Source organism: Nocardia inohanensis NBRC 100128 (genome assembly GCF_001612945.1).
Classification (GTDB): Bacteria; Actinomycetota; Actinomycetes; order Mycobacteriales; family Mycobacteriaceae; genus Nocardia; species Nocardia inohanensis.
This window is the reverse complement of the sequence record NZ_BDBK01000012.1, coordinates 511,115-535,244: the sequence shown is the minus strand read 5'-3', so window position 1 is coordinate 535,244 and position 24,130 is coordinate 511,115. Positions and strand designations below refer to the sequence as shown.

The window sequence follows — 24,130 nt, the reverse complement described above, 5'->3', positions numbered from 1 at the left end:
CCGCCTAGCCGTGCGCGCTCATGACGTGCTTGACGCGGGTGTACTCCTCCACGCTGTAGACCGAGAGGTCCTTGCCGTAGCCGGAGTACTTGAACCCGCCGTGCGGCATCTCGGCGACCAGCGGGATGTGGCAGTTGACCCAGACCGCACCGAAATCCAGTGCGCGGCTGAAACGTTCGACGGTGGCGTGGTCCTTGGTCCACACGCTGGCGGCCAGCGCGTAGCGCACGCCGTTGGCCATTGCGATGGCCTCGTCGGCATCGGTGAAGGATTGCACGGTCAGCACCGGGCCGAAGGTCTCCTCCTGCACGATGGGATCGTCCTGGCGCACACCGGTGACGATGGTCGGCTCCACGTAGAAACCCGTTTCGCCCCAGCGGTTTCCACCGGTGACCACCTTGGCGTGCGCGGGCAGCGCGGCGAGTTTGCCCATGACGGCGGCGAAGTGGTTGACGTTGTTGAGCGGGCCGTAGAAGGCGTCCGCGTCGTCGGGCCGCCCCGGTTTCAGGGTTCGCGCGGCCTCGGTGAGCGCCGCGACCAGGTCATCGTGGATGGACTCGTGCACCAGCACCCGGGTCGCGGCCGTACAGTCCTGCCCGGCATTGAAGAACGCCGCCTGCGCGATGCCCAGCGCGGACTTCTCGATATCCACGTCGCCGAAGACGACAACCGGTGCCTTGCCGCCCAATTCGAGATGGGCGCGCTTGAGCTGATGCGCGGCGGACTCGGCGACCGCCAGCCCCGCCCGCACCGAACCGGTGATCGACACCAGGCCGGGGGTGGGGTGCGCGACCAGTTCCGCGCCGGTGCTCGCATCGCCCAGCACCACATTGAGCACGCCGTCGGGCAGGATGCCCTTGCTCAGCCGCGCCAGCACCAGGGTCGATTCCGGGGTGGTGTCGCTGGGCTTGAGCACGATGGTGTTGCCCGCGGCCAGGGCCGGGCCGATCTTCCATACCGCCATCATGAACGGGTAGTTCCACGGAGTCACCTGTGCCACAACGCCGATCGGCTCGCGGCGCACGTACGAGGTGAACCCCTCCATGTACTCGCCGGCCGCGCGGCCCTCCAGCAGCCGGGCCGCGCCCGCGAAGAAGCGGAGCTGATCCGCGCCGACCGTGATCTCCTCGGCGGCGATCATCGCCTTCAGCTGACCGGTATTGCGGGACTGCGCCTCCACCAGTTCATCGCTGTGCGCCTCGATGGCATCGGCCAGCTTCAGCAGCGCGGCGGCCCGTACGCCCGGGGTGGTCCGGCCCCAGCTTTCGAAGGCGCGTTCGGCGGCCGCCATGGCGGTATCGACATCGGCGCGATTGGAGATCGGGGCGCGGCCGACGACGGATTCGTCGACCGGGCTCACCAGGTCCAGGGTGCGCGTGGCGGCGGATGCCACGAATTCGCCATTGATGTAGTTCTCGAGCACAGGACTCGTCTTCGACGTCACCTGGGTTCACCGTCCATCCGTGTGTGCGGGGTGCGGGATCAGTGTGCGCTGTGACACAGTGCGGGTGCCCGTGCCGAGTTGTCGATCCGATCGGAACAATTTCGACATTCTGTACACTCCGGTTCGATGCCTGTTTCCATTGGCTGGGTATTGGCCCAACCCGAGTTGGCGGTTCGCCTGCGCGGCGGCGCGACGGGCGTGGATCGCGAAATCGACCTGGTCGTCACCACCGAACTGGAGCGTCCGTACCCGTGGCTGTCCGGCGGGGAACTCGTCCTCACCACCGGTATGCGATTGCCCGCCGATACGCCGGGGCGCACCGCGTATCTGCGCGGGCTGGCCGAATGCGGGGTGGCCGCACTCGGTTTCGGTATCGGGCTCACGCATCCGCGGATCCCGGCCGACCTGATAACCGCCGCCGACGAGATCGGCCTGCCCCTCATCGAAGTGCCGCTCGCGACCGCCTTCGCGGCCATCGTCAAACGCGTCAGCGTGCGCAGCGCCGAACTCCGATACGATGCCGTGCTGCGCGCCTCCCGCGCCCAGCCGCGCATGACCCGGGCGCTCATCAAATCCGGAGCCGAGGCGATCGTCCGGGAACTGGCCGCCTCGCTGCCCGCGACCGTGGTGGTCCTGGACCCCGCGGGACTGGTGATCGATTGCGTCCCAGCCGAATTGGATGCCACCCTGCTGGGGCGCATCCGGGGTGCGGTGGCCGGCGGCACCGCCAGCGGCGTCCGCACCGAAACCTCCGGCACCTCCATCACCCATCAGCGCATCGCGGTCGGCCGCCATCACCACGGCGATCTCGTCGTGGTGACCGACGCCCCGCTCGGCCACGTCGATCAAATCCTGCTCGGCCACGCGAATTCGCTGCTGGCCCTGGACTTCGAGAAACCGGCCCGCCTGCGCGCCACCCAGCACCAGCTCAATTCGCACGCCCTCGGCCTGCTGCTCGGCGCGGAGGTCGACCCCGAACCCGCCTGGGCGCAACTGGCGGAAGCCGCCGATGCCGAGGGCCGAATCCGGGTGTTGCTCGCGGACGGCGACAGTGCAGAGGCCGTGGCGGCGGTGCGAACCGCGCTCGCCGACGGGCTGCTCGCCGCGGGACACCCCCTGTACCTGCACGCCACCCGACGGCAGGTGCTGGCTGTGCTGCCCGCCGATTCCGCATTCCCGCGGGAATTCACCGGCGGTGCCGAGCCCGGCGTCGACACGGCCGAGCCGCCGTCGCCGGGCCGGCCGATCGCCGGTATACCCGTCGGCCTGCGCAGGCAGCTGCGCTTCGGAGTGAGCGCGCCGCACGCGGTGCGCGAGTTGACCGACGCGGCCGCGGCCGCCCGGCTCGCGGCGTCGGCGGCCGAAAGAGGCGGCGTGGCAATGGAATTCAGCGCCTTCACCGGTAGCTCCCTACTCGCCTTCGACGCCACCCGCGAAGTGCTCGACGCGATGGCTCGCACCGCGCTGGCCCCACTGGTGGAACACGATCGCCTGCACGGCACCGGCCTGCTGCCCGCGCTGCGCGCCTTCCTGGAGGCCAACGGCCAGTGGGAGTCCGCGGCCGCCGTGACCGGCGTGCACCGCCACACGCTGCGCAAGCGCATCACCCAGGCGGGTGAGCTGCTGAACTGCGATCTCGACAACGCCCGCATTCGCGCCGAACTCCTGCTCGCCCTGCTGACTCGTGGCTGAACACAGGCACTCATCGTCGATAGCTACGAAATCCGAAGCTTGTAATCCAGATTTAATGCCGTTTCGGTTGCGAGATGAAGAATTTACAACTGAATCGGTTGCGAGCCGACCGGTGGCTGTGGGATAAAAGTTCACATGACCGCCACCATCGAGCCCCACACCCCGGCCGCACCGCAGGCGTCCCGCGTCATCCGCGACAACCTGTGGATGCACTTCACCCAGCAGCACGCGCGGTCCGGCGAGGACACCCCGGTGATCGTGCGCGGTGAGGGTGCGTACATCTTCGACGACAAGGGCAACCGCTACCTGGACGGCCTCGCGGGCCTGTTCGCCGTGCAGGTCGGCCACGGCCGCGAGGAGCTGGCCGAGGCCGCCGCCCGCCAGACCCGCGAACTCGCCTACTTCCCGCTCTGGGGTTACGCGCATCCGATGGCCATCGATCTGGCGGAGCGGCTGGCGAATCAGGCTCCCGGCGATATCAACCGGGTGTTCTTCACCGTCTCCGGCGGCGAATCCGTCGAGACCGCTTGGAAACTCATCCGCCAGTACTTCAAGCTCACCGGCAAGCCCACCAAGCACAAGGTGATCAGCCGCTCCATGGCCTATCACGGCACCTCGATGGGCGCGCTCTCGATCACCGGAATCCCCGGGGCGAAGGCCGATTTCGAGCCGCTGGTACCCAGCACCCTGCGCGTGCCGAACACCAACTTCTATCGCGCCACCGAGCACGCCGACGACTACGAGGCGTACGGTCTCTGGGCCGCCGACCGCATCGAAGAAATGATCATGTTCGAGGGGCCGGAGACCGTCGCGGCCGTCTTCCTGGAGCCGGTGCAGAACACCGGCGGCTGTTTCGTCCCGCCGCCCGGCTATTTCCAGCGCGTGCGCGAGATCTGCGATCGCCATGACGTGCTGCTGGTCTCGGACGAGGTGATCTGCGCGTTCGGCCGGCTCGGATTCGATTTCGGCGCGAAGAAGTTCGGCTACCAGCCCGACATCATCACCACCGCGAAGGGTTTGACCTCCGGTTACGCGCCCCTGGGCGCGGTCCTGGTCAGCGACCGCATCGCCGAACCGTTCCAGCACGGCGCGACGTTCATGCACGGCTCGACCTACGGCGGGCATCCGGTCGCGTGCGCCGTCGCCATGGCCAACCTGGATCTCATGGAACGCGACGACATCTACGGTCACGTGCTGCGCAACGAGGGCGCGTTCCGCTCCACCCTGGAAAAGCTCTACGACCTGCCGATCGTCGGCGAGGTCCGCGGCGACGGGTTCTTCTGGGCGGTGGAACTGGTCAAGGACCGCGCCACCAAGGAGAAGTTCACCGACGCGGACGCCACCCGCATCCTCAAAGGCCATGTCTCCAAGGCGCTCTTCGAAGCCGGCCTGCACTGCCGCGCCGACGATCGCGCCGAACCGGTGATCCAGCTGGCCCCGCCGCTGATCTGCGAACAGCAGCAGTTCGACGAGATGGAGCAGGCGCTGCGCCATGCCCTGACCGGGGCGTGGCAGCTCATCTGATTTCGTTGTCGGAGCCCCCGGCTACTGTTGGTCGTCATGCGAGGAGCATCGAAGCCGCGGCAGCTGGGGGATTTGCCGTTCGCGCGCCATCTGGAACCGGCCGGGTCGATCGGCATCGAAGGCGAGTACGACTGCGCTCACTTCGAAGGCTTGACCCTGGACGGAATCGATGCCACCGGAACGCATTTCACCGAATGCGCGCTATCGGGGCTGACGGTCACCGGCGGCGCGTTCCGGCACGCCCGCTTCAATGACGCCTGGATCCACGGCACCCAGTGGACCGGCGTCGACTGCTCCGACAGCTCCTGGCTCGACACCGAACTGGTGGACGATGCCTTCTCCGGCGTCGAGCTGTTCGGCGCGAACCTGCGCCGAGTCCGCTTCCACCACTGCAAATTCGATTCGGTCAACCTGCGCGGCGCGGTACTGAACGAGGTGTCGTTCGTCGATTGCGTACTGCGCCATGTCGATATCAGCGAGGCCAAACTGACCGCGGTCAGCTTCCCCGGCACCCAGATCGAGGCCCTCTCGCTACGCAAAGCGCAACTGAAGAAGGTCGACTTCCGCACGGCCCGCACCCTCGGCGTCTTCGACGGCATCGAATCCCTGGCCGGGGCGACCGTCACCCAGACGCAGCTGCTCGAACTGGCCCCGGTGTTCGCCCACACCTTCGGTATCGAGGTTCGCTAGATCTCGATGCCGTGCTGAAGCGCGGCCACCGTGCCGTCCAGGGTTTCGTAGAGCGCGGTCAGGGAGTGGTCCCCGCCGCGCACCCAGGCGTCCAATCCGACCCCGAAGGCCGCGAAACAGGTTGCGGCGGTGAGGGTCGGGCGGATGTCGTCGGCGGGCAGTCCCGCCCGGCGTGCGAAGTTCCGGGCCAGCGCGGCCTGACGGCCCACCGAACCGGTGAAGTTCTCGCGGCGGATCTCCGGGTGGGAGAGCAGCAGCTCGCGGGCACGGCGCGCGGTGTCGGCCTGGGCGGTCCGTTCCGCGGCGCGCTCCGGATCGAGGATGAACTCGCGCAGCGCGGCGCGCACCGCCGGAAACACCGGCTCCTCGGGCGGGCGGCTGTCCATCGCGGCGAGCAGAGCCGCCATGACGTCGGCTTCGTGGGCGAAGACGACCGCGGTCTTGGACGGGAAATGCCGGTGGAAGGTGCGCCGGGAGACCTGGGCCGCGTCCGCGATCTCCTGCACGGTGGTCTGCTCGAAGCCGCGGCTTTCGAAGAGCCGGAGCGCGGCATCGATCAATTCCCTTCGCACCCTGGCCTTTTCGCGCTCCCGCAATCCGCTCGGCTCGGTCATCGCGCCCCTTTGTAGCTCAACTCGCACCCCTTGCTGTCACAAAGTGACACTTCAGAGGATAGTCTGGCCGAAGTGTCTCAATGTGACACCACGTAACCGGAGCTCGAGAGAAAGGCGTCTCGATGACGCGACGTACTGTGATCACCCTCTGCTCGGCCGCCGTACTGGTTGCGGCCCCGCTGGCCGCCGGACCCCTGACCGCGGCCGCCTTCGCCGAGCCCACCGCGCCTTCCGGCGCCGCCCCCGGCACGGTGACCAGCGACGAAGCGCTATCGCCGCACCTATGGATCGAGGGCACGGGTTCCGCGCGCCGCCTCACCTATTGGACTCGCGACTCCTCGGATCAGCCCGCGCTCGCCACGGGTGCGGTGTTCACTCCGGCCGGCACGCCGCCGCCCGGTGGCTGGCCGGTCGTCTCGTGGGAGCACGGCACGGTCGGCATCGGCGACGATTGCGCACCGTCCACCACGGGGCGTTCGCAGCGGGATATGAACTACCTGGCCACCTGGATGAAGCAGGGTTACGCGGTGGTGGCCACCGATTACATCGGCCTCGGAACGCCCGGCGTGCACGCCTATCTCGACGGCCGCGCGGAAGCGCACGCCGCCATCGACATGGTGCGCGCGGCGCGGTCGGTGGAGGATTCGCTCGCCACCAAGTGGGTGGCCATCGGGCAGTCGCAGGGCGGCGGCGCGGCGGTGTTCACCGCGTCCCTCGCGACCGGTTACGCCCCGGAACTCGATTATCGCGGTGCGGTCGCCACCGGACCGGCCTCGAATATCGTCGATGCCGCCATGCTGGTCGGCCCGGATACGCTGCCCGTCAAGTCTTCTCACTTGACCGCGTACGCGACCTATGTCGTGAACGGATTGCACGCCGCCCGCCCGGATTTCGATATGGACAGCTACCTGACCCCGCTCGGCAAGCAACTCGCCACCCAGGCGCAGACGCTCTGCTTCACCCCGCTGGCCGAGGCTGCCGCGGGCGTTTCGCTGAATCAGCTGTTCTCCCGGCCGCTTTCGGAGGGCGATTTCGCCGCGATCGCCCACCCGGTGATGGATGTGCCGATGACCGGTTACGACCGCCCGCTGTTCATCGGGCAGGGCACCGACGACACCGATGTGCCGGCGCCGTTGACCGCCAAGCTGGTGGTGGACCTGAACGCGCACGGCGTGCACCCGGAGGTACACGTCTATCCGGGCAAGGACCACAGCGCCACCGTGGCGGCCTCACTCCCGGACAGCGTGCCGTTCGTCGCCCGGCTCTTCGCCTGAGAACTAGCCCGCGAGCAGCACCGCGCCCAGCGTGATCGCGCCGGGCAGCGCCTGGACCAGCAGAATGCGGCGGCTGGCGGTGGCCGCGCCGTAGAGGCCCGCGACCACGACGCAGGCGCTGAAGAAGATCTGAGCGGCATGGCCGACCGGATCGGATGCGATCAAACCCCAGATCAGGCCCGCGGCCAGAAAACCGTTGTAGAGGCCCTGATTCGCGGCCAGCGCCTTGGTCTGCTCGGCGAATTCCGGGGTGGTGCCGAAGGCGGCACGGCCGCGCGGCGTGGTCCACAGGAACATCTCCAGGACCAGGATGTAGATGTGCAGGGCGGCAAGTAGGCCGACCAGTATTTCCGCGATCGCGCGCATCGAAGAGCCGCCTCTCGAGAGTCCGGTGCAGACGAAATTCGCCTGCCAGGATTCCCGATCGGCGGCCCGGTGTCCGGCAGGCGCGCCCTGACGCGCGCCTGCCGGAGTCTTCAGCTCGCGGTGGGAACGCGGCGGTTGCGGGTGCCGAAGAGCGCTCGGCCCTCGGCGGGGGTTCGGGTCTCCAGCAGCGCGGGCAGCTCGGGCCGCAGATGCTGCTTCAGGATCTCCCCGGCCATCGGCGCGATGATCGGGGCCGCCAGGATCAGGCCCTTCTTGTTGAAGAGCGTGAACAGCCACACCAGAATCCGGCCGGCCGGGCGCACCAGCAGGTCGACGATTCCGGGCCGATCGAAATGCCCCAGCTTGCGCATCCACTTGGGCAGCGTGGCGATGGACGCGAAGGACAGCAGCCGCGCCCCGAGCGCGTAGGTCCACCCCGCGCCATTGCCCGGCGAGGTGAACAGCATCTGGTGGATGCCGTCCTGCGCTCGCTCCGAAGTACACAGCCGCCCACGGACATTCGCGTAGTACTCGCGCACGCCCTCGCGGGTGACCGGCACGTCCTCGGGCTTGCAGGTCTGCAATTCGGCCGCGATCCGGCATTCCTGCCAGAACCGCGCCTCTTCCTCCTCGGTGAGCCCCGGCCCGAACATCTCGTACGCCTTGAGCACCGAATGCCAGCCCGTGATGTGAATCCACAGCTGGGTTTCCGGGCTGTTGGCGCTGTAGCGCTGCCCGCTGATCGGCTCGATGCCGGTCGCCTTGGCGTGGATGGTCATCAGATGCTCGGCCGCCTCGGTGGCGGTCTTGGTGTCGCCGATGGCCACGATCAGGAAGTAGGCGAAGGTCAGATCCAGCCGGCTGCGCGGATCGGAGTAGATCTTCGCGGTGTCGGCGACCGCCGCGGTCAGGAAGGGATCGAAGTGCTCGAGCGCCACCGCGCGCTGGAACCCGATCACGGCGGTGGGCGAGGTCCACACCTTCCAGCTCGGCGAATCCGGTCCGAAGAACCCGAAGTCCTCGCGGCGGAGAGTGGTCGGATCGAAGGTCACTGAGAGCTCCTTCACGGTTCGATCCCATCGAATACAACGCAACCGTAGCAATTGTTCCCGTTCAATACAACGGTCCCGTAGGATTTACCCGGACAAATGCAGCGCCCTCGGATCAGCCGATGACAGAATGGGCCCGATGAAGGTGAAACGGCAGTGAGCAACCCCAGCGCGACGGACCGCCCCCGCAGGCGTTACGCCCCCCGCCTGCCCCCCGAGGAACGCCGCGCGCAACTCCTCGACGCCGCCTACGCGGTACTCGAGAAGGCCGAGCTCCACGAACTGAGCATGGAAGCCGTGGCCCAGGAGGCCGGGGTCGGCAAGCCGGTGCTCTACACGATCTTCAAAACCCGGGCCGAGCTGGTCGCCGCCCTCCTCGAACGCGAACGTGAACGCGCCCTCGACGAGGTGGCCGAGACCCTCCCCACCGACCTGCTCGGCGCGGAACCGGTGGTGGCCGCCTCGGCGACCGTCGAAGCGTTCGTCAATGTCGCACTGGAGAATCCGACCCGCTGGCGGCTGCTGCTCGCCGGCCCGGGCAACGCCCCCGACGAATACCGGGAGGCGATCCGCAGCTCCCGGGCCGGTATCTTCGATCAGGCCGAGGCGCTGGTGCGCATGGGCCTGGCCATCGATTCCCGTTGGGCCGAAGTGGATTCCGGCCTGCTGACCAATTCGCTGCTCACCATCGCCGAAATGCTGGGCCGGCTGGCCATCAGCGAACCCGAGGCCTATCCCCGCGAGCGCATCGAAGGCTTCGTGCAGGCCATCGTCCGCATGCTCATCGGGACGGCCGCCCGGGACTAGTTGCGCTCGAACAGCCTTCGCGCCACCCGTGCGCCCATCAGGGTGGAGATGCCGACCGGGGTCTGCGGGTCGTAGCCGGTGAGTTCGGCGATGCGGGTCAGGCGGTAGGTGACGGTATTGCGGTGCACGCAGAGTTCGCGTGCGGCCGCGTTCTGGTTGAAGTCCTGGGCGATGAAGACCTCCAGGGTTTCGGTGAGCACCGGCTGATCCGCGAGCGGGTCGAGGGCCGCGCGCAGCGTCGGGGCCGCGCCGGAGGTGGCGATGGCGTACTCGAAAACCATGTCCTGACGACGGCAGATGGCATCCGGCCGGCGCAGTGAGCGACCGGTCTCGGCAAGCACTTTCGCCTCCTCGAAGGCCGCCGGCACCTGTGCGCGGGCCGGGGCGGCCGAGACGCCGACCCAGAGCGAGGCCGGGGTATCGCGGGTGCGGCCGAGCAGGATGGTGGTGAGTTCGCGCAGGGCCGCGGGTTCGTCGGTTTCGCTGTGCAGGGGGAGCAGAGCGGTCCAGCCGCCGCTGTCGCGGTGCAGGAAAGCGCCGGAGATCTCGCCCAGGCGGCGGCGCAGCGTCGTGAGAATGCCCGGTTGCGGGTTGTCCAGGCGAATGGCGGCGACCAGATAGGCGTCGGCCAGCGACAGCGCGGCGTCCTCGGCCCATTCGTAGGGGTCGCGGCCGGTGAGCAAGGCCTCGGCGATCTCGCGGGCGCGTTCGACGCGGTCGTAGCGGATCTGGCGGGCATCGTCGAGACAGGCTTCGGCGAAGCGGCTCGTCATCAGCGTCACGTATTCGATGAGGCGAAGCGCCACAGCGGATTTCAGCTCGGCTTCGGCAGGCGTGCTCGCGGCCGTCACGTGGCTCCACAGGAACGAGGTGCCGACGCGGTAGTTGGTCAGGGCCTCGGCGAGGGGCATGCCGTCCCGGGTCAGCGACAGCACCCGCTGCACCAACGGCAGGGATTGATCCTCCGCGGGTTCCACACCGGTGTCGAGATAGTCGAAGAACAGCTCGACATTCAATTGCGCCGCGGGCAGGAAGTCCGCGTCCAGCATGGATTTCGGCAGGCGATCGTACGGGGGCTCACCCGCCGCGAAATCGGCGATCAGCGCGTTCGCGCGCGCCTGCCATTCGCGTAGTACCGCGGTCGCCACGTCGAGACCTCCCCTGCTGTCGAGGCAATGTGTTGTCCCACCCTATGTCACGCGTCTCGGACAATTTCGCCGAGTGGGTAGCGCTAGTGAACTGACTCGCTTACGCTGACCGCATGACGGAGTGGAAGCCCACGGCCTGCATCCTGTGCGAGTGCAACTGCGGTATCCAAGTGCTGGTGGGGCCGGATGGCCGGTCCTTCGAGAAGATCCGCGGGGACAAACTGCATCCGGCGTCGGCGGGGTACACCTGCAACAAGGCGCTGCGGCTGGATCACTATCAGAACGGGCGGGTCGGGCGGCTGACCGCACCGCTGCGGCGGCGCGCGGACGGCGAGTTCGAGGAAATCGACTGGGACACCGCGATTTCGGAGATCACCGCGCGGCTGCTGGAGATCAAGCTGCGGCACGGCGGCGAATCCATCTTCTACTACGGCGGCGGCGGGCAGGGCAATCACCTGGGCGGCGCGTACGCCCCGGCGACCATGGCCGCGTTCGGCATGAAGTACCGCTCCAGCGCGCTGGCGCAGGAGAAGACCGGTGACTTCTGGGTCGGGGCGCGCATGTTCGGGCATCCGGTCCGGGCCGATGTGGAGCATGCCGAGGTGGCGTTCTTCGTCGGCAAGAATCCCTATCAGTCGCACGGGTTTCCGCGAGCGCGCACGGTGCTGAAGGAGATCCACAAGGACCCGGCGCGCTCGATGATCGTGCTGGATCCGGTGCGCACCGAGACCGCGGAGCTGGCCGACTTCCATTTGCAGCTGCGGCCGGGCACCGACGTGTACCTGCTGACGGCGATGGCCGCGATACTGTTGCGCGACAACCTGATCGATGCCGAATGGCTGGCCGAGCACACCACCGGCGCGGACGAGGTGCTGCAAGTGCTGCGCGCCGTACCGATCGAGAAGTACTGCGCCATCGCCGATGTCGACCTCGACCTGGTCACCGCCGCCACGCACCGGCTGGCCCGCGCCGAGTCGGTGGCCGCGCTCGAAGACCTCGGCGTACAGATGAACCGGTACTCCACGGTGGTCAGCTATATAGAGAAGCTGGTGTGGATGCTCACCGGCAACCTCGGAAAGCCGGGCGCGCAATACGCTTTCACGGGTTTGGCCGCGCTCGGACACGATCGCGGGCATCCGATGGGGGAGGGGCCCGAGAGCCCGGTCGCCGGCGCGCCCATCATCAGCGGCCTGGTGCCCTGCAATGTGATCACCGAGGAGATCCTCACCGATCACCCGGCCCGCTATCGCGCCATGTTCATCGAATCGGCCAATCCCGTGCATTCCCTGGCGGATTCGGCCCGCATGCGCGCGGCCCTGGAAGCGCTGGAACTGGTGGTGGTCGTGGATGTGGCCATGACCGAGACCGGCCGCCTGGCCGATTACATCCTGCCCGCGCCCACTCAGTTCGAGAAGTACGAGGCGACGTTCTTCAATTTCGACTTCCCGCGCAATATCTTCCACCTGCGGCATCCGGTGCTGCCCGCGCCCGAGGGCGTGCTGGCCGAGCCGGAGATCCATGCCCGGCTGGTGGAGGCCGCGGGGGTGCTCGGCGAGGACGACTACGCGCCGTTGCGCGTCGCACTCGAGCAGGGCCGGGAAGCGTTCGCCATGGCCTTCCTGGGCATTCTGGCCGACCCCGCCAAGTCGAAACTGGTTCCGGTGCTGCTGTATCGGACCCTCGGGCAGACCCTGCCCGACGGGGCCGCCGCCGCGGCCATGCTCTGGGCCGCCGCCTACAACTGCGTCCGCAAATTCCCGCAGAGCGTCGAACGGGCCGGATACGGCACGGGTCTGGAGGCGGGTGAGCGCCTGTTCGAAGCCATCCTCACCGGTGCGCACGGCATCGTCATCACCGAGGACGACTACGACGTCACCTGGAATCGCCTGCGCGGCAACAAAGTCCGCCTCGATCTGACCGACCTGCTCGAGGTGCTGGCCACGCTGCCCGACCTGGACTCCGATCCCGGTGACTGGCCGTTCGTGCTCTCGGCCGGTGAACGCCGTGCCTTCACCGCCAATACCATTGTCCGCGACCCGGATTGGCGCAAACGCGACGGTGCCGGCACCCTGCGCATGAGCGAAACCGATGCCGAACGCCTGGGCGTGAGCGCCGGAGACCGGGTGCTGCTCACCACCCGCCGCGGCAGCACCGAGGTACCGGTGGAGCCCACCGACCGCATGCGTCCCGGACACCTCTCGCTGCCCAACGGTTTCGGGCTCGCGGTCGACGACGACAACGGCAAGCCGGTGCAGACCGGCGTCGCCCCCAACGAACTCACCGAATTCGATTCCCGCGACGAGTGGGTCGGCACCCCCTGGCACAAGTACGTCCCCGCCCGCCTGGATACCGTGACCGCATGAAGCGCACCACCTTCGCCAACTGGCCCTGCACGGTCGCCCGCACCGTGGACCTCATCGGTGACTGGTGGACGCCCCTGATCCTGCGCGAAGCCTGCTACGGCGCGACCAGGTTCGACGAATTCGAGCGCATCCTCGGACTCAGCCGCAATGTGCTCACCCAGCGGCTGACCCGGCTGGTCGAGGAGGGCATGCTGGACCGGGTGCAGTACCAGGAGCGCCCGGTCCGGCACGAGTACCTGCTCACCGATCAGGGCCGGGAGTTCTTCCCCGTGATCGCCGCCATGATGGCTTGGGGCGACCGCTGGCTGGCCCCCGAGGCGGGGGCGCCGGTGGTACTGCATCACGACGCCTGCGACCATGACACGCACGCCGAAGTGGTGTGCGCGCACTGCCGTGAACCGCTCCGGCAGCAAGATGTCTCCGCCCGCCTGGGCCCCGGCTTTCCGCCGCGTTTGCGGGAGAAAGCCCTGGCCACCGGCCGTTTCGGCGACTGAAACCGGTAGCCGGGACGGCTGTGGGAGTTCTCACAAACCGGCCCGCCGGCGGTTGATCAACAGGACCACGGGTATTCCAGACCGTCCGCATATGTGTGAGGGGTATGGGATATGGGCGCGAGCCTGATGATCGTGCAAGACGACGACCGGGTCCGCGGAGAGTTACGAGTCGCGATGGAGGCCGAGGGTTACGACGTGTCCGAGGCCGCCGAGGCCGAGGTCGCGCTGGAGCAGCTGCGGGTGCACGGCGCACCCGACGTGATGATCGTCGACCTGATGGTCGGCGAGATGGACGTCTTCAGCTGTATCCGCGAAGTTCGGCGCGAACACGAGGTGCCGATCATCGTGGTGAGTGACCACGGCGACACCCACGACGTGGTCGCGGTGCTCGAAGCCGGAGCCGACGATTTCGTCACCGCGCCGTTCGAGATCAAGGAGATGAGCGCGCGCATGCGAGCGTTGCGCCGTCGTCCCCGGCTCGGGGCGCTGCCGGAGGATCCGGTCCTGGAACCGCCGCTGGAGGTGATCCTCGACGCGGATCACGGTGCGCCGCTGGTGTTGTCACCCGAAGGCGGTGTGGTGCGCCGCGGTGACGAGGAATTACACCTCACCATCACCGAATTCAGGTTGCTGTGCGAATTGGCAGCCAACCCCGGGCGCGTGCTCAGCCGGGCCGTACTGCTCGAAAAAGCTTGGGACGAAGGCTTCTTCGGTGACGAACGGATCGTGGACGTACACGTGCGTCGCCTGCGAACGAAGATCGAAACAGACCCTTCGGACCCACGCATCGTGGTTACCGTGCGCGGCCTGGGCTATCGACTGGATATGCGGCGCTGAGGTCATCGGATCGTCATGTGATCGTAATGAGTTCGTACGGTAGACCTCAAAGATCGCTTGACAGTCTGAGTTGGTCATGCAGACCACAATCAGCAACATTGACGCAATAGCACCGCAACTTCTGGCTGAACCGTCCATCCTGATCCGTGAACCAGTCGTCGCCGACGGCGCCCGGATCTGGGCCATGGCCAAGGACTCCCGGGTCCTCGACGCCAATTCCAGTTACGCCTACCTGCTTTGGTGCCGGGATTTCGCCGACACCTCGGTGGTCGCCGAAATCGACGGCGAGCTGGCCGGTTTCGTCACCGGCTACACCCGGCCGCAGGACCCGCACACCATTTTCGTGTGGCAGGTCGCGGTCGATCACCGGCACCGCGGGCGCGGCCTGGGCGTCGCCCTGCTCGACGCGCTCGTCGAAGGACAAGCGCGGCAGGGCGTTTCCCGGCTGGAGACCACCATCTCACCGGACAACCCGGCGTCCATCGCCATGTTCCGATCGCTGGCCCGCCGTCGTGGCGCACGGCTGACGCGCTCGGCATTGTTCGCGCCCGGGGATTTCCCCGACGGGCACGAACCGGAAGACCTGTACCGCATCGCACCAATCACCCACCAGGAGGAATGGCGATGAACAGCCCCGATATGAGCATCTTCGCGACCATGGAGTCCAATGTGCGCGGCTACTGCCGCTCCTGGCCGACGGTGTTCGACACCGCCTCCGGAGCCTGGCTGCGCGATGAGACCGGGCGCGACTACCTGGACTTCTTCGCGGGCGCCGGCGCGCTGAACTACGGGCACAACAATCCGGTGCTCAAGCGCGCGCTCATCGAATACCTGGCCGGGGACGGCATCACGCACGCGCTGGACATGTCCACCATCGCCAAGCGTGAACTGCTGGAAACCTTGCGCACCAATGTGTTCCAGCCGCGCGGGCTCGACTACAAGGTGCAGTTCCCGGGACCGACCGGCGCCAACGCGGTGGAGGCCGCGCTGAAGCTGGCGCGCAAGGTCACCGGCCGCACCGAGATCCTCAACTTCACCAATGCCTTCCACGGCATGACGCTGGGCGCGCTGTCGGTGACCGGCAATGCCGCCAAGCGGGCCGGTGCGGGTGTGCCGTTGCAGCACGCCACCGCCATGCCCTACGACGGCTATCTCTCCGATGACCAGGACGAGTCGTTCATCTGGATGGAGCGCGCCCTCGACGACGCCTCCTCGGGTGTGGATCTGCCCGCCGCGGTGATCGTGGAGACCGTGCAGGGTGAGGGCGGGGTGAACCTGGCCGGCGCGAACTGGCTGCGCAAACTGGCCGGATTGTGCTCGGCGCGAGAGATTCTGCTCATCATCGACGACGTGCAGATGGGTTGCGGCCGCACCGGGCCGTTCTTCTCCTTCGAATACGCCGGCATCACCCCCGATATCGTCACCCTCTCCAAGTCGATCGGCGGCTACGGATTGCCGATGGCGCTGGTGCTGTTCAAGCCCGAACTCGACCAGTGGGCGCCGGGCGAGCACAACGGCACCTTCCGTGGCAACAATCCAGCCTTCATCACAGCGACCACCGCGCTACGGCACTACTGGTCCGACGATGCGCTCGAAGTGGCCACGCTCGCCAAGGGTGATCGCATCGAGCGCGCGCTGACCGGACTGGTCTCCGGCTTCGAGGGCGTCACCGCCCGCGGCCGCGGCATGGTGCACGGCATCGTGTTCGACGACGCGTCGCAGGCCAGCAAGGTGTGCGAGGCGGCCTTCGATCGCGGCCTGCTGGTGGAGACCTCCGGTCCCGAGGACGAAGTGGTGAAACTGCTTCCGCCGCTGACGATTACCGAACCGGAGCTCGATCACGGCCTGGAGCTGCTGTCGGCCTCCATGGACGCGGTCTACGGCGGGCGGGGGATCTGAGATGATCGTGCGCACCACCGCCGAGATCACCGGCACCGAACGCGATGTGGCGGGCCCGGGCTGGCGTAGCAAGCGCATCGTGCTGGCCGGTGACGGAGTCGGATTCTCCTTCCACGAGACCACCATCGAGGAATCCACCGTCCACGAATTCCACTACCAGCATCACATCGAGGCGGTCTGGCTGACCGAGGGCGAAGGCACCCTGGTCGATCTGGACCACGGCGTCACCTACGAACTCGGCCCCGGCTCGATGTACCTGCTCGACGGCAACGAACGCCACCGGCTGTTCGCCCGCACCCGTATGCGCATGCTGTGCGTGTTCAATCCGCCGGTCTCCGGACAGGAGGTCCACGACGAGAACGGCGTCTACCCCCTGGCCGTCGCCGCCGACTGAGCCACTTCAGGAGCTCGAATGACGTTGTCCGACAACATCCGTATCGACCGCTACCGGACCCGCACCATGGTGGGCACGCCGCATATCGACCGCGACGATCCGACCGTCTGGGGCACCATCGGCACCCCGGCGCTGGCGAACTTCGACAATGACGGGTACGCCGTCATCGACGGTCTGCTCGATCCGCTGGAGGTCGCCGATTTCGCCGCCGAAATCGGCCGGCTGACAAACGATCCCGAGCTGCGGCTCGACGAACGCGTGATCATCGAGAAGTCGTCGAACCAGGTGCGGTCGCTGTTCGAGGTGCACAAGATCAGCGCCATGGTCGCGGAGCTGGTGCGGGAGAGCCGGATCGCGGGCCTGGCCCGCCAGGTCCTCGGCTCGGATGTGTACCTGCATCAGAGCCGGGTCAACTACATGCCCGGCTTCCGGGGCGCCGGCTTCTACTGGCACTCGGATTTCGAGACCTGGCACTCCGAGGACGGTATGCCCACGCCGCGCGCGGTCAGCCTGTCCATCGCGCTGACCGACAACTACCCGTTCAACGGCAGCCTGATGGTCATGCCCGGCTCGCATCGCACCTTCGTGCCGTGTCAGGGCGAGACGCCGGACGACCATTACCGGGATTCGTTGCGTGAGCAGGAAGTCGGCGTGCCCACCGAAGCCGATATCGCCGAACTGGCCGGGAAGTACGGTATCGCCCAGTTCACCGGGCGTGCCGGCTCGGCCCTGCTCTTCGATTCGAACATCATGCACGGCTCGTCCGGCAACATCACCCCGTTCCCGCGCTCGAACATCTTCCTGGTGTTCAACAGCGTCGAGAACACCCTGCTGGATCCGTACGCGGCGCCGTATCCGCGGCCGGAATACATTGCGAGCCGCGACTTCACGCCGGTGCTGTAGTTCTCGGCGCGTGATCAGGCCAGTGGTACCGCGACGATCGGGTCGGTGGTGGGTTGGGTGGACCCGCCCACCGGCTCGATCGAAACGGCGAGAACACGTGCCGAATCCAACCGGATCAGCAGTGGGGCCCGGTCGGTGGGCACAGTGGTGAGCACTCCCGCCGAACGGGGTTGCCCGCCTTCGGGAATCAACCAGAGCTGATACACCCGCCCGTCGGGAGGCGTCGGCAGCGCATCGAAAGTCAGCACCGCGGCGTCCAATTCGCGCGAGGAGATGACATCGGCGGTGCCGCCCCCGGTGATCGGCACCCCGGCGGACCTGGCATCATCGCGGGTGCGGACCTGCTGGGCGGTGAGAGTGCCCGAATCCGGTTGCCGCACAGCGTCGATCACGGCGACCGCGCCCAATGCCAGCGCCGCGACGAGCGCGGCGGCCGCGAGCCAGCGGACGCCGGGCGGAATCCGGCGCAGCGCGGTGACCGAGGCCGGCGGCCCGGACAGCAGACCTAGCTGCCGATCCAGGGCGCGCTGGATCCGCGCCTCCAGTTCCGGGGGAGCTTCCCGGGCATCGACGGCGGTCAGATCCGCCAGGGTGTCGCGAATATCGCGCACGATGGCGCGGAAAGCATCGGCCTGCGCCGCTTCGGCCGCGTCGAGCAGCGCCTCGACCCGCCTTCGGTCGACCTCGGACATGGCATCGAGCGCGTACGGGTGTGCGTGCTCGAGCAGCTCGGTGTCGGAGGGCTGTTCAGACATCGGTCACCGCTCCTGTCAGGCAGTTCTGCAAGCGTTTGAGCCCGTCGCGAATCCGCGATTTCACCGTGTTCAACGGAATCTCCAGCTGGGCGGCGACTTCGTTGTAGGTGCGGCCGCCGTAGTAGGCCAGCGCGAGGGTTTCACGCTGGGTGCGCGTCAGCACCTCCAGGCACTGGACCACCGCCCGTTCGTCGGAGTGCTGTGCCACGGTTTCGGCGACGATATCGTGATCGCGGCCCAGGTGCCGATGTCCGTACGCGATATCCCGGGCGGTCGTCGCGGCTTCCACACGCACCCGGTCCACCGACCGCCGGTGGGTGAGCATCATGAGCCAGCCCATCGGCCCGGCCAGCCTCGGATCGTAGCGACCCGCGGTGTTCCACACCTGGAGATAGACCTCCTGCGCCACGTCCTCGGCCGCCGCCACCCGGCGCAGTATCCGTAGTGCCAGACCGAACACCCGATGGTGGGTGCTGCGATAGAACTCGGTGAAGGCCTCGCGGTCGCCGTCGGCGATGGCGGCCAGCAGGTCGATCAGCCGGCGCACGGTCTCGGGATCCGCGCCGGGCCGCGACGCCGGGCAGACCGGCGCGGGGTCCTCGTCGGGTGCTTCGATTCCGACCGGGTACCCGCGTTGTTCATCCGCCATGGTGGTGCTGCTCCGTGGGTAGGGGATGGTAATTCCTCCGTGACGTGCTGACCGCATACCTCCATTTCGATACGCGACCGGTCATGGTTCGGCCGCATCGTGATGTTTTCGAGCCGATCACACAAATTCGGAAATCGACCAAACCCTCTCGGCCGGCAGCGCGAAACCCATTCAGCGCTCACCGGATACGTACCCTCGAGCGCCCGGGGCGGTCTCGGACCGCCCGCCGAGCGCCGGTGGCCGTCCGATCCCTTCGCTGACGACCACCGGTCCGCCGGCCCCTTCACTGCTGCCCGAAATCCGGTTTACGGGTCGGGCACGTCCTCGCCAAGGAGATATACGAGATGAATGCGACACAGCGTACCGCCCGGACTTCGGCGCCGCGGGTATTCGCGGCCACGCTGGCGGTCACCGCGGCGGTGCTCGGGCTGACCGCGTGCTCGGACGACAAGTCCGACAGCAGTTCCACCACCACTTCGGCCGCGACCGGTAGCGCGGCTCGTGCCGACGCCGCCGCCAATCTGGTCGGGCCCGGCTGCCAGAGCTATGCCGAGCAGGTGCCCACCGGCGCCGGATCGGTCAGCGGGATGGCGCAGGACCCGGTCGCCGTCGCGGCGTCGAACAATCCGCTGTTGAAGACCCTGGTCGCCGCGGTTTCCGGGCAACTGAACCCGCAGGTGAACCTGGTGGACACCCTGAACGGCGGAAAGTTCACGGTGTTCGCGCCCGTCGATTCGGCGTTCGCGAAGATCCCGGCCGCGACCATCGACGGCCTGAAGACGGACTCGGCGACGCTGACCAAGATCCTCACCTATCACGTGGTGCCGGGGCGCATCGCGCCCGACAAGATCGCCGGGACGCACCCGACGGTCGAGGGCGCGAACGTCACGGTGACCCGCACCGGCAACGACATCAAGGTCGCGGACGCGTCGGTGATCTGCGGCGGCGTCGAAACCGCCAATGCCACCGTGTATCTGATCGACTCCGTGTTGATGCCGCCCGCCTGATCCGGCGTTGCCCATGACCGTGTTCGGCTCGGTGAGGTGTTCGGAGTGACTGTGTCCGTGCGGGATTCGACCCGCTGGTGGGCGGCGATCACGGCGGGGCTGCTGGCCGGCGCGACCGTGCTCGGGGTCGGGCAGCTGGTGGCCGCGTTCATCGATCCGGCCGCCTCGCCGTTCTACGCCCTGGGCGCGACGGTGGTGGATCACACCCCGCAGGCGTTGAAGCAGGCGGCGATTCGCCGCTTCGGGAGCCGGGACAAGGACGCGTTGTTCGTATCGATGGCGGCGGTCATGGCGGTGGGAGCCGCGATCATCGGGCTGTTCGAGCGGCGCCGGCCGGTGGGTAGTGCGCTTTTGGTGGTGCTCGGTGCGGTGGTCGCCGGTGCGGCCTGGCAGCGGCCCACGGCCACAGCGCTTTTCGTGCTTCCGGCGGTGGCGGGGACGATCGCGGGTGTCGGCGTGCTGCGGTTCCTGATCCAGCGCGCGCCCGGTCCGGCCGCCGTGCCGCCGGGGGTCGCAGAGGCTCCCGGGGCGGCGTCGCGGCGCGGATTCCTGTTCGCCGCGGCCGGTGTCGCAGCGTTGGTCGCGGGAGCGGCCGTCGCCGGACGGATCCTGGCCACCCGGCTACACGATGTGGTCGCCGATCGAGCGGGATTCGTGCTGCCCCGGGTGCGGGCAGCGCCACCGGCGCCGGCGGGAGTGGAGTTGCCGGTCGACGGCATTACCCCGTTCCGGACCGCGTCCCGGGACTTCTATCGCGTCGACACCGCGCTGCGATTACCCGCCCTGCTCAGCGCGGACTGGAGTTTGCGGATACACGGAATGACCGACCGCACCGTGGAATTCGACTTCGACCGGCTGCGCGAGTGGACTCCCGTCGAGCGCGTGATCACCCTGACCTGCGTCTCCAACGAGGTGGGCGGGAACCTGGCCGGAACCGCCCGCTGGCTCGGATATCCACTCGCCGGGCTGCTGTCGACGGCAGGCGTCCATTCCGACGCCGATATGGTGCTGTCGCGCAGTATCGACGGCTTCACCGCGGGCACACCGCTCTCGGCGATCCTGGACGGGCGTGACGCGCTGCTGGCCATCGGCATGAACGGCGAACCGCTGCCGGTCGAGCACGGCTATCCGGCCCGGCTGATCGTGCCCGGGCTCTACGGCTACGTGTCGGCCACGAAATGGGTTGTGGACCTGGAGATCACCCGTTTCGACCGCGCCCGCGCGTACTGGACCGACCGCGGCTGGGCGGACCGGGCCCCGATCAAGACCGCCGCCCGCATCGACGTGCCCGCCGCCTTCGCCACCCTCGACGCCGGCCCGGTCACCGTCGCCGGGGTGGCCTGGGCGCAGCACCGGGGCATCGACCGGGTCGAGGTTCAGGTGGACGAACAACCCTGGCAGGAGGCGACTCTCGCCGCCGAGTACAGCCTCGACACCTGGCGGCAATGGCGATGGCAGTGGCAGGCCACGCCCGGCACTCATACGCTGCGCGTCCGCGCCACCGATCGCACCGGCGTGACCCAGACCGCCGACCGCGCCGCGCCGTTCCCCAGCGGTTCCACCGGATGGCACAACCGGGTCGTCACCATCCGCTGAATCGGTTGGCTCAGGTCCATTTCCAATCCGCCACCACCGGAATGTCCTCACCGTGCTCGCGCGTCCAGGCGCGGGCCTGCCAGCGGGCGTCGACCATCTCCTGCCGCAGGCCCGCCGCCTTCTCGCGCAGCGCCGGTACCCGGTCGATGACGTCCATGACCAGGTGGTAGCGGTCCAGGTCGTTGAGCATCACCATGTCGAAAGGCGTTGTGGTGGTGCCTTTCTCCTTGTAGCCGCGGACGTGCAGCTCGTCGTGGTTGGTGCGGCGGTAGGTGAGCCGGTGCACCAGCCACGGGTAGCCGTGGAAGGCGAAGATGACCGGGCGGTCGCGGGTGAAGAGAGTGTCGAACTCGCGGTCGGGCAGACCGTGCGGGTGCTCCTCGCTGGGGAGCAGGCGCATGAGGTCGACGACATTGATCACGCGGACGCGCAGCTCGGGCAGGCGCTCGCGCAGGATCTTGGCCGCGGCAAGGGTTTCCAGGGTCGGTACGTCGCCCGCGCAGGCCAGCACCACGTCGGGTGCGGTGCCCTCTTCGTCGTTGTTGCCCGCCCACGGCCAGATGCCGATGCCCCGCGCGCAGTGCACCGCCGCGTCTTCGGTCGAGAGCCACGATTCCTGCGGCTGTTTGCCTGCCACCACGACATTCACGTAGTGGCGCGAGCGCAGGCAGTGGTCGTAGGTGGACAGCAGGGTATTGGCGTCCGGCGGCAGGTAGACGCGCACGATCTCGGGTTTCTTGTTGAGCACGACGTCCAGGAAGCCCGGGTCCTGATGGGTGAAGCCGTTGTGGTCCTGCCGCCAGACATGTGATGAGAGCAGGTAATTCAGGCTGGCGATGGGCCGCCGCCAGTCCACCGCGGAGCTGGCGTCGAGCCATTTGGCGTGCTGGTTGAACATGGCGTCGACAATGTGGATGAAGGCTTCGTAGCAGGTGAAAACGCCGTGGCGGCCGGTCAGCAGATAGCCTTCCAGCAGGCCCTGGCACATGTGTTCCGACAGCACCTCGATGACGCGGCCGGTGCGGTCGAGCTTGACGTCGTATTCGCCGACCTCGGCCTGCCAGTCGCGGCCGGTGACCTCGAGAATGTCCTGTAATCGGTTGCTGGCCAGCTCATCCGGCGCGAAGGTGAGGAAGTTGTCGGGGTTCGCGCGGGTGACCTCGCGGAGCCAGCCGCCCAGCACCCGGGTGGCCTCGTGCTTCACCGCGCCCGGTACGAGCACCTCCACCGCGGAGTCCCGCCAGTCCGGCAATCGCAGATCGCGCAGCAGCAGGCCGCCATTGGCGACCGGGTTGGCGCTCATGCGCCGGTCGCCGGCGGGCGGGAAGTCGCGCAGCTCGGGCACCGGGCGACCATCGTCGTCGAAAAGTTCTTGCGGGCGATACGATTTCAGCCACTGCTCCAGCACCGCGCGATGCCCGGCATCGGTGCGGGCCGCGGGCAGCGGCACCTGATGGGCGCGGAAGGTGCCCTCCACCCGGTCGCCGTCCACGACCGGCGGGCAGGTCCAGCCTTTCGGGGTGCGCAATACGATCATCGGCCAGCCGGCGCGTTCGCCGGAACCGTCCGCGCGGGCGGCCCTTTGTATCTCGGCGATCCGGTCCAGGCTGTCGTCCATGGCCCGCGCCATGTCCTGATGCACGGCGCTCGGATCGTCGCCCGCGACGATGACCGGCTCGTAGCCGTAGCCGCGCAGCAGGGAGATCAGCTCGGACTCCGGGATGCGCGCCAGCACAGTCGGATTGGCGATCTTGTACTCGTTGAGCGCGAGAATCGGCACCACCGCACCGTCGCGGGCGGGGTTCAGGAACTTGTTGGCGTGCCAGCTGCCCGCGAGCGGTCCGGTCTCCGCTTCGCCGTCACCGATCACGCAGAACACCGTCAGGCTCGGATTGTCCAGTGCCGCACCGTAAGCATGCAGCAGCGAATAGCCCAGCTCACCGCCCTCGTGGAACGATCCCGGCGTCTCGGGTGCGCAATGGCTCGGCACGCCGCCGGGAAAGGAGAACTGCGCGAACAGCTCTCGCATACCCTCGCCATCGCGCGGGATGTGGCTGTAGAGCTCCGAATAGGTGCCCTCCAGCCATCCGCACGCATTGGGCCCGGGTCCGCCGTGTCCCGGCCCGGCCACGAAGACGGCGTTCAGCTCCCGGGCCCGGATGGCGCGATTGGCGTGCGCCCACACCAGATTCAGCCCCGGCACGGTGCCGAAGTGCCCGAGCAGTCGCGGTTTGATGTGCTCGGCGGCGAGCGGTTCGCGCACCAGCGTGTTCGCCAGCAGATAGATCTGCCCCACCGCGAGATAGTTGGCCGCCCGCCACCACGCGTCGAGGGTGGCGAGTTCGCCGGAGCTCAGCGGCCCGGGGAGTTGCTCCAGCCGATACGGACTCGGCGCGATGGTGTCCCCGCCCTTGCCACCGAGATTGTCCGCCGATGTATCGTCCTGCGACTCGCTGGTCGCGGATTCGCTCGTAGTGCTCACGGCACACCCTTTCGCGCGTTCGACTGCTGCGTGGAATGTCTGCGATGTCGTGCTTTCCGGGCTGCCGCCCACGATACGGGAACCCGCGCACCCGCCCTCGGGACGCTGCTCTCGATCGGCTTCCGTGCCCGGGATCGACCACT

22 protein-coding genes are annotated in these 24,130 nt (G+C 67.9%); 14 read left to right on the top strand and 8 right to left on the bottom strand.

What is annotated here, in order from left to right:
* Positions 1-4 precede the first annotated feature (4 nt).
* The gene (locus NI1_RS24830) at positions 5-1,444 is read right to left on the bottom strand and encodes a gamma-aminobutyraldehyde dehydrogenase (RefSeq protein WP_067825104.1); all 1,440 of its coding nucleotides are present in this window, start codon (positions 1,442-1,444) and stop codon (positions 5-7) included.
* A gap of 126 nt (positions 1,445-1,570) precedes the next feature.
* Here NI1_RS24830 and NI1_RS24825 point away from each other — a divergent pair, with 126 nt between their 5' ends.
* The 3 genes from NI1_RS24825 to NI1_RS24815 all read left to right on the top strand — a co-directional run bounded on the left by NI1_RS24825 (position 1,571) and on the right by NI1_RS24815 (position 5,350).
* Positions 1,571-3,136 carry a PucR family transcriptional regulator gene (locus NI1_RS24825; protein WP_067825102.1) on the top strand — a complete coding sequence of 522 codons (1,566 nt, stop codon included), beginning with the start codon at positions 1,571-1,573 and terminating at the stop codon, positions 3,134-3,136.
* Between the two features lie 135 nt (positions 3,137-3,271).
* Entirely contained in the window at positions 3,272-4,660 is a 1,389-nt protein-coding gene (locus NI1_RS24820; RefSeq protein ID WP_067825099.1) for an aspartate aminotransferase family protein, read from the top strand.
* Between the two features lie 36 nt (positions 4,661-4,696).
* Complete coding sequence (locus tag NI1_RS24815; protein WP_067825097.1) at positions 4,697-5,350, top strand: pentapeptide repeat-containing protein; 654 nt, start codon at positions 4,697-4,699, stop codon at positions 5,348-5,350.
* Here NI1_RS24815 and NI1_RS24810 read toward each other — a convergent pair.
* Positions 5,347-5,964: a TetR family transcriptional regulator gene (locus NI1_RS24810; protein WP_067825095.1), complete on the bottom strand. Its 618-nt coding sequence runs from the start codon at positions 5,962-5,964 to the stop codon at positions 5,347-5,349. The two genes, NI1_RS24815 and NI1_RS24810, sit on opposite strands and share 4 nt — an antisense overlap.
* Positions 5,965-6,086: 122 nt before the next feature.
* Here NI1_RS24810 and NI1_RS24805 point away from each other — a divergent pair, with 122 nt between their 5' ends.
* Entirely contained in the window at positions 6,087-7,238 is a 1,152-nt protein-coding gene (locus NI1_RS24805; RefSeq protein ID WP_067825093.1) for a lipase family protein, read from the top strand.
* 3 nt (positions 7,239-7,241) lie between these two features.
* Here NI1_RS24805 and NI1_RS24800 read toward each other — a convergent pair whose 3' ends face one another.
* Both NI1_RS24800 and NI1_RS24795 read right to left on the bottom strand, forming a co-directional pair.
* Positions 7,242-7,604: a DUF1304 domain-containing protein gene (locus NI1_RS24800; protein WP_067825091.1), complete on the bottom strand. Its 363-nt coding sequence runs from the start codon at positions 7,602-7,604 to the stop codon at positions 7,242-7,244.
* A 110-nt stretch (positions 7,605-7,714) separates the two neighbouring features.
* Entirely contained in the window at positions 7,715-8,656 is a 942-nt protein-coding gene (locus tag NI1_RS24795) for an oxygenase MpaB family protein (protein WP_067825089.1), read from the bottom strand.
* 153 nt (positions 8,657-8,809) lie between these two features.
* Between NI1_RS24795 and NI1_RS24790 the strand changes: the two genes are divergently transcribed.
* The gene (locus tag NI1_RS24790) at positions 8,810-9,460 is read left to right on the top strand and encodes a TetR/AcrR family transcriptional regulator (RefSeq protein WP_067825087.1); all 651 of its coding nucleotides are present in this window, start codon (positions 8,810-8,812) and stop codon (positions 9,458-9,460) included.
* Here the strand turns inward: NI1_RS24790 and NI1_RS24785 are convergent.
* Positions 9,457-10,608, bottom strand: coding sequence for a PucR family transcriptional regulator (locus NI1_RS24785; protein WP_067825085.1), 1,152 nt, complete (start codon positions 10,606-10,608; stop codon positions 9,457-9,459). The genes NI1_RS24790 and NI1_RS24785 overlap by 4 nt on opposite strands.
* A gap of 113 nt (positions 10,609-10,721) precedes the next feature.
* Between NI1_RS24785 and NI1_RS24780 the strand changes: the two genes are divergently transcribed.
* From NI1_RS24780 to thpD, 7 genes are all read left to right on the top strand, one after another.
* Positions 10,722-12,971 (top strand): molybdopterin-dependent oxidoreductase, encoded by a 2,250-nt coding sequence (locus NI1_RS24780; protein ID WP_067825083.1) that lies wholly within the window; start codon positions 10,722-10,724, stop codon positions 12,969-12,971.
* Complete coding sequence (locus NI1_RS24775) at positions 12,968-13,465, top strand: winged helix-turn-helix transcriptional regulator (protein WP_067825081.1); 498 nt, start codon at positions 12,968-12,970, stop codon at positions 13,463-13,465. The genes NI1_RS24780 and NI1_RS24775 overlap by 4 nt, the downstream gene beginning before the upstream one ends.
* Before the next feature lie 111 nt (positions 13,466-13,576).
* Entirely contained in the window at positions 13,577-14,302 is a 726-nt protein-coding gene (locus NI1_RS24770; RefSeq protein ID WP_067825079.1) for a response regulator transcription factor, read from the top strand.
* 76 nt (positions 14,303-14,378) lie between these two features.
* Positions 14,379-14,930 (top strand): diaminobutyrate acetyltransferase, encoded by a 552-nt coding sequence (gene ectA / locus NI1_RS24765; RefSeq protein WP_067825077.1) that lies wholly within the window; start codon positions 14,379-14,381, stop codon positions 14,928-14,930.
* Complete coding sequence (gene ectB / locus NI1_RS24760) at positions 14,927-16,201, top strand: diaminobutyrate--2-oxoglutarate transaminase (RefSeq protein ID WP_067825388.1); 1,275 nt, start codon at positions 14,927-14,929, stop codon at positions 16,199-16,201. The genes ectA and ectB overlap by 4 nt, the downstream gene beginning before the upstream one ends.
* Position 16,202: 1 nt before the next feature.
* Positions 16,203-16,595 (top strand): ectoine synthase, encoded by a 393-nt coding sequence (locus tag NI1_RS24755; RefSeq protein WP_067825075.1) that lies wholly within the window; start codon positions 16,203-16,205, stop codon positions 16,593-16,595.
* Positions 16,596-16,613: 18 nt separating this feature from the next.
* Positions 16,614-17,498, top strand: coding sequence for an ectoine hydroxylase (gene thpD / locus NI1_RS24750; protein WP_067825073.1), 885 nt, complete (start codon positions 16,614-16,616; stop codon positions 17,496-17,498).
* Between the two features lie 14 nt (positions 17,499-17,512).
* On the opposite strand, the gene NI1_RS24745 is transcribed toward thpD, so the two are convergent.
* A complete protein-coding gene (locus NI1_RS24745; protein WP_067825071.1) occupies positions 17,513-18,253 on the bottom strand; it encodes an anti-sigma factor in 741 nt (246 codons plus the stop codon).
* Positions 18,246-18,902 (bottom strand): ECF RNA polymerase sigma factor SigK, encoded by a 657-nt coding sequence (gene sigK, locus NI1_RS24740; RefSeq protein ID WP_067825069.1) that lies wholly within the window; start codon positions 18,900-18,902, stop codon positions 18,246-18,248. Before sigK ends, NI1_RS24745 begins: the two co-directional genes overlap by 8 nt.
* A 344-nt stretch (positions 18,903-19,246) precedes the next feature.
* Here sigK and NI1_RS24735 point away from each other — a divergent pair, with 344 nt between their 5' ends.
* Positions 19,247-19,909 carry a fasciclin domain-containing protein gene (locus NI1_RS24735; RefSeq protein WP_067825067.1) on the top strand — a complete coding sequence of 221 codons (663 nt, stop codon included), beginning with the start codon at positions 19,247-19,249 and terminating at the stop codon, positions 19,907-19,909.
* 45 nt (positions 19,910-19,954) lie between these two features.
* On the top strand, positions 19,955-21,505 hold the full coding sequence (locus tag NI1_RS24730) for a molybdopterin-dependent oxidoreductase (protein ID WP_245663384.1): 1,551 nt from the start codon (positions 19,955-19,957) through the stop codon (positions 21,503-21,505).
* A gap of 10 nt (positions 21,506-21,515) precedes the next feature.
* Here NI1_RS24730 and NI1_RS24725 read toward each other — a convergent pair whose 3' ends face one another.
* Positions 21,516-23,903, bottom strand: coding sequence for a phosphoketolase family protein (locus NI1_RS24725; RefSeq protein WP_084523654.1), 2,388 nt, complete (start codon positions 23,901-23,903; stop codon positions 21,516-21,518).
* Positions 23,904-24,130: the final 227 nt, after the last annotated feature.

Coding starts and splice junctions, on each gene's coding strand:
- thpD (WP_067825073.1), top strand. CDS start 16,614: ATGACGTTGTCCGACAACATCCGTATCGACCGCTACCGGACCCGCACC.
- NI1_RS24825 (WP_067825102.1), top strand. CDS start 1,571: ATGCCTGTTTCCATTGGCTGGGTATTGGCCCAACCCGAGTTGGCGGTT.
- NI1_RS24735 (WP_067825067.1), top strand. CDS start 19,247: ATGAATGCGACACAGCGTACCGCCCGGACTTCGGCGCCGCGGGTATTC.
- NI1_RS24755 (WP_067825075.1), top strand. CDS start 16,203: ATGATCGTGCGCACCACCGCCGAGATCACCGGCACCGAACGCGATGTG.
- NI1_RS24810 (WP_067825095.1), bottom strand. CDS start 5,964: ATGACCGAGCCGAGCGGATTGCGGGAGCGCGAAAAGGCCAGGGTGCGA.
- NI1_RS24820 (WP_067825099.1), top strand. CDS start 3,272: ATGACCGCCACCATCGAGCCCCACACCCCGGCCGCACCGCAGGCGTCC.
- NI1_RS24745 (WP_067825071.1), bottom strand. CDS start 18,253: ATGTCTGAACAGCCCTCCGACACCGAGCTGCTCGAGCACGCACACCCG.
- ectB (WP_067825388.1), top strand. CDS start 14,927: ATGAACAGCCCCGATATGAGCATCTTCGCGACCATGGAGTCCAATGTG.
- NI1_RS24805 (WP_067825093.1), top strand. CDS start 6,087: ATGACGCGACGTACTGTGATCACCCTCTGCTCGGCCGCCGTACTGGTT.
- NI1_RS24780 (WP_067825083.1), top strand. CDS start 10,722: ATGACGGAGTGGAAGCCCACGGCCTGCATCCTGTGCGAGTGCAACTGC.
- sigK (WP_067825069.1), bottom strand. CDS start 18,902: ATGGCGGATGAACAACGCGGGTACCCGGTCGGAATCGAAGCACCCGAC.
- NI1_RS24775 (WP_067825081.1), top strand. CDS start 12,968: ATGAAGCGCACCACCTTCGCCAACTGGCCCTGCACGGTCGCCCGCACC.
- NI1_RS24770 (WP_067825079.1), top strand. CDS start 13,577: ATGGGCGCGAGCCTGATGATCGTGCAAGACGACGACCGGGTCCGCGGA.
- ectA (WP_067825077.1), top strand. CDS start 14,379: ATGCAGACCACAATCAGCAACATTGACGCAATAGCACCGCAACTTCTG.
- NI1_RS24800 (WP_067825091.1), bottom strand. CDS start 7,604: ATGCGCGCGATCGCGGAAATACTGGTCGGCCTACTTGCCGCCCTGCAC.
- NI1_RS24815 (WP_067825097.1), top strand. CDS start 4,697: ATGCGAGGAGCATCGAAGCCGCGGCAGCTGGGGGATTTGCCGTTCGCG.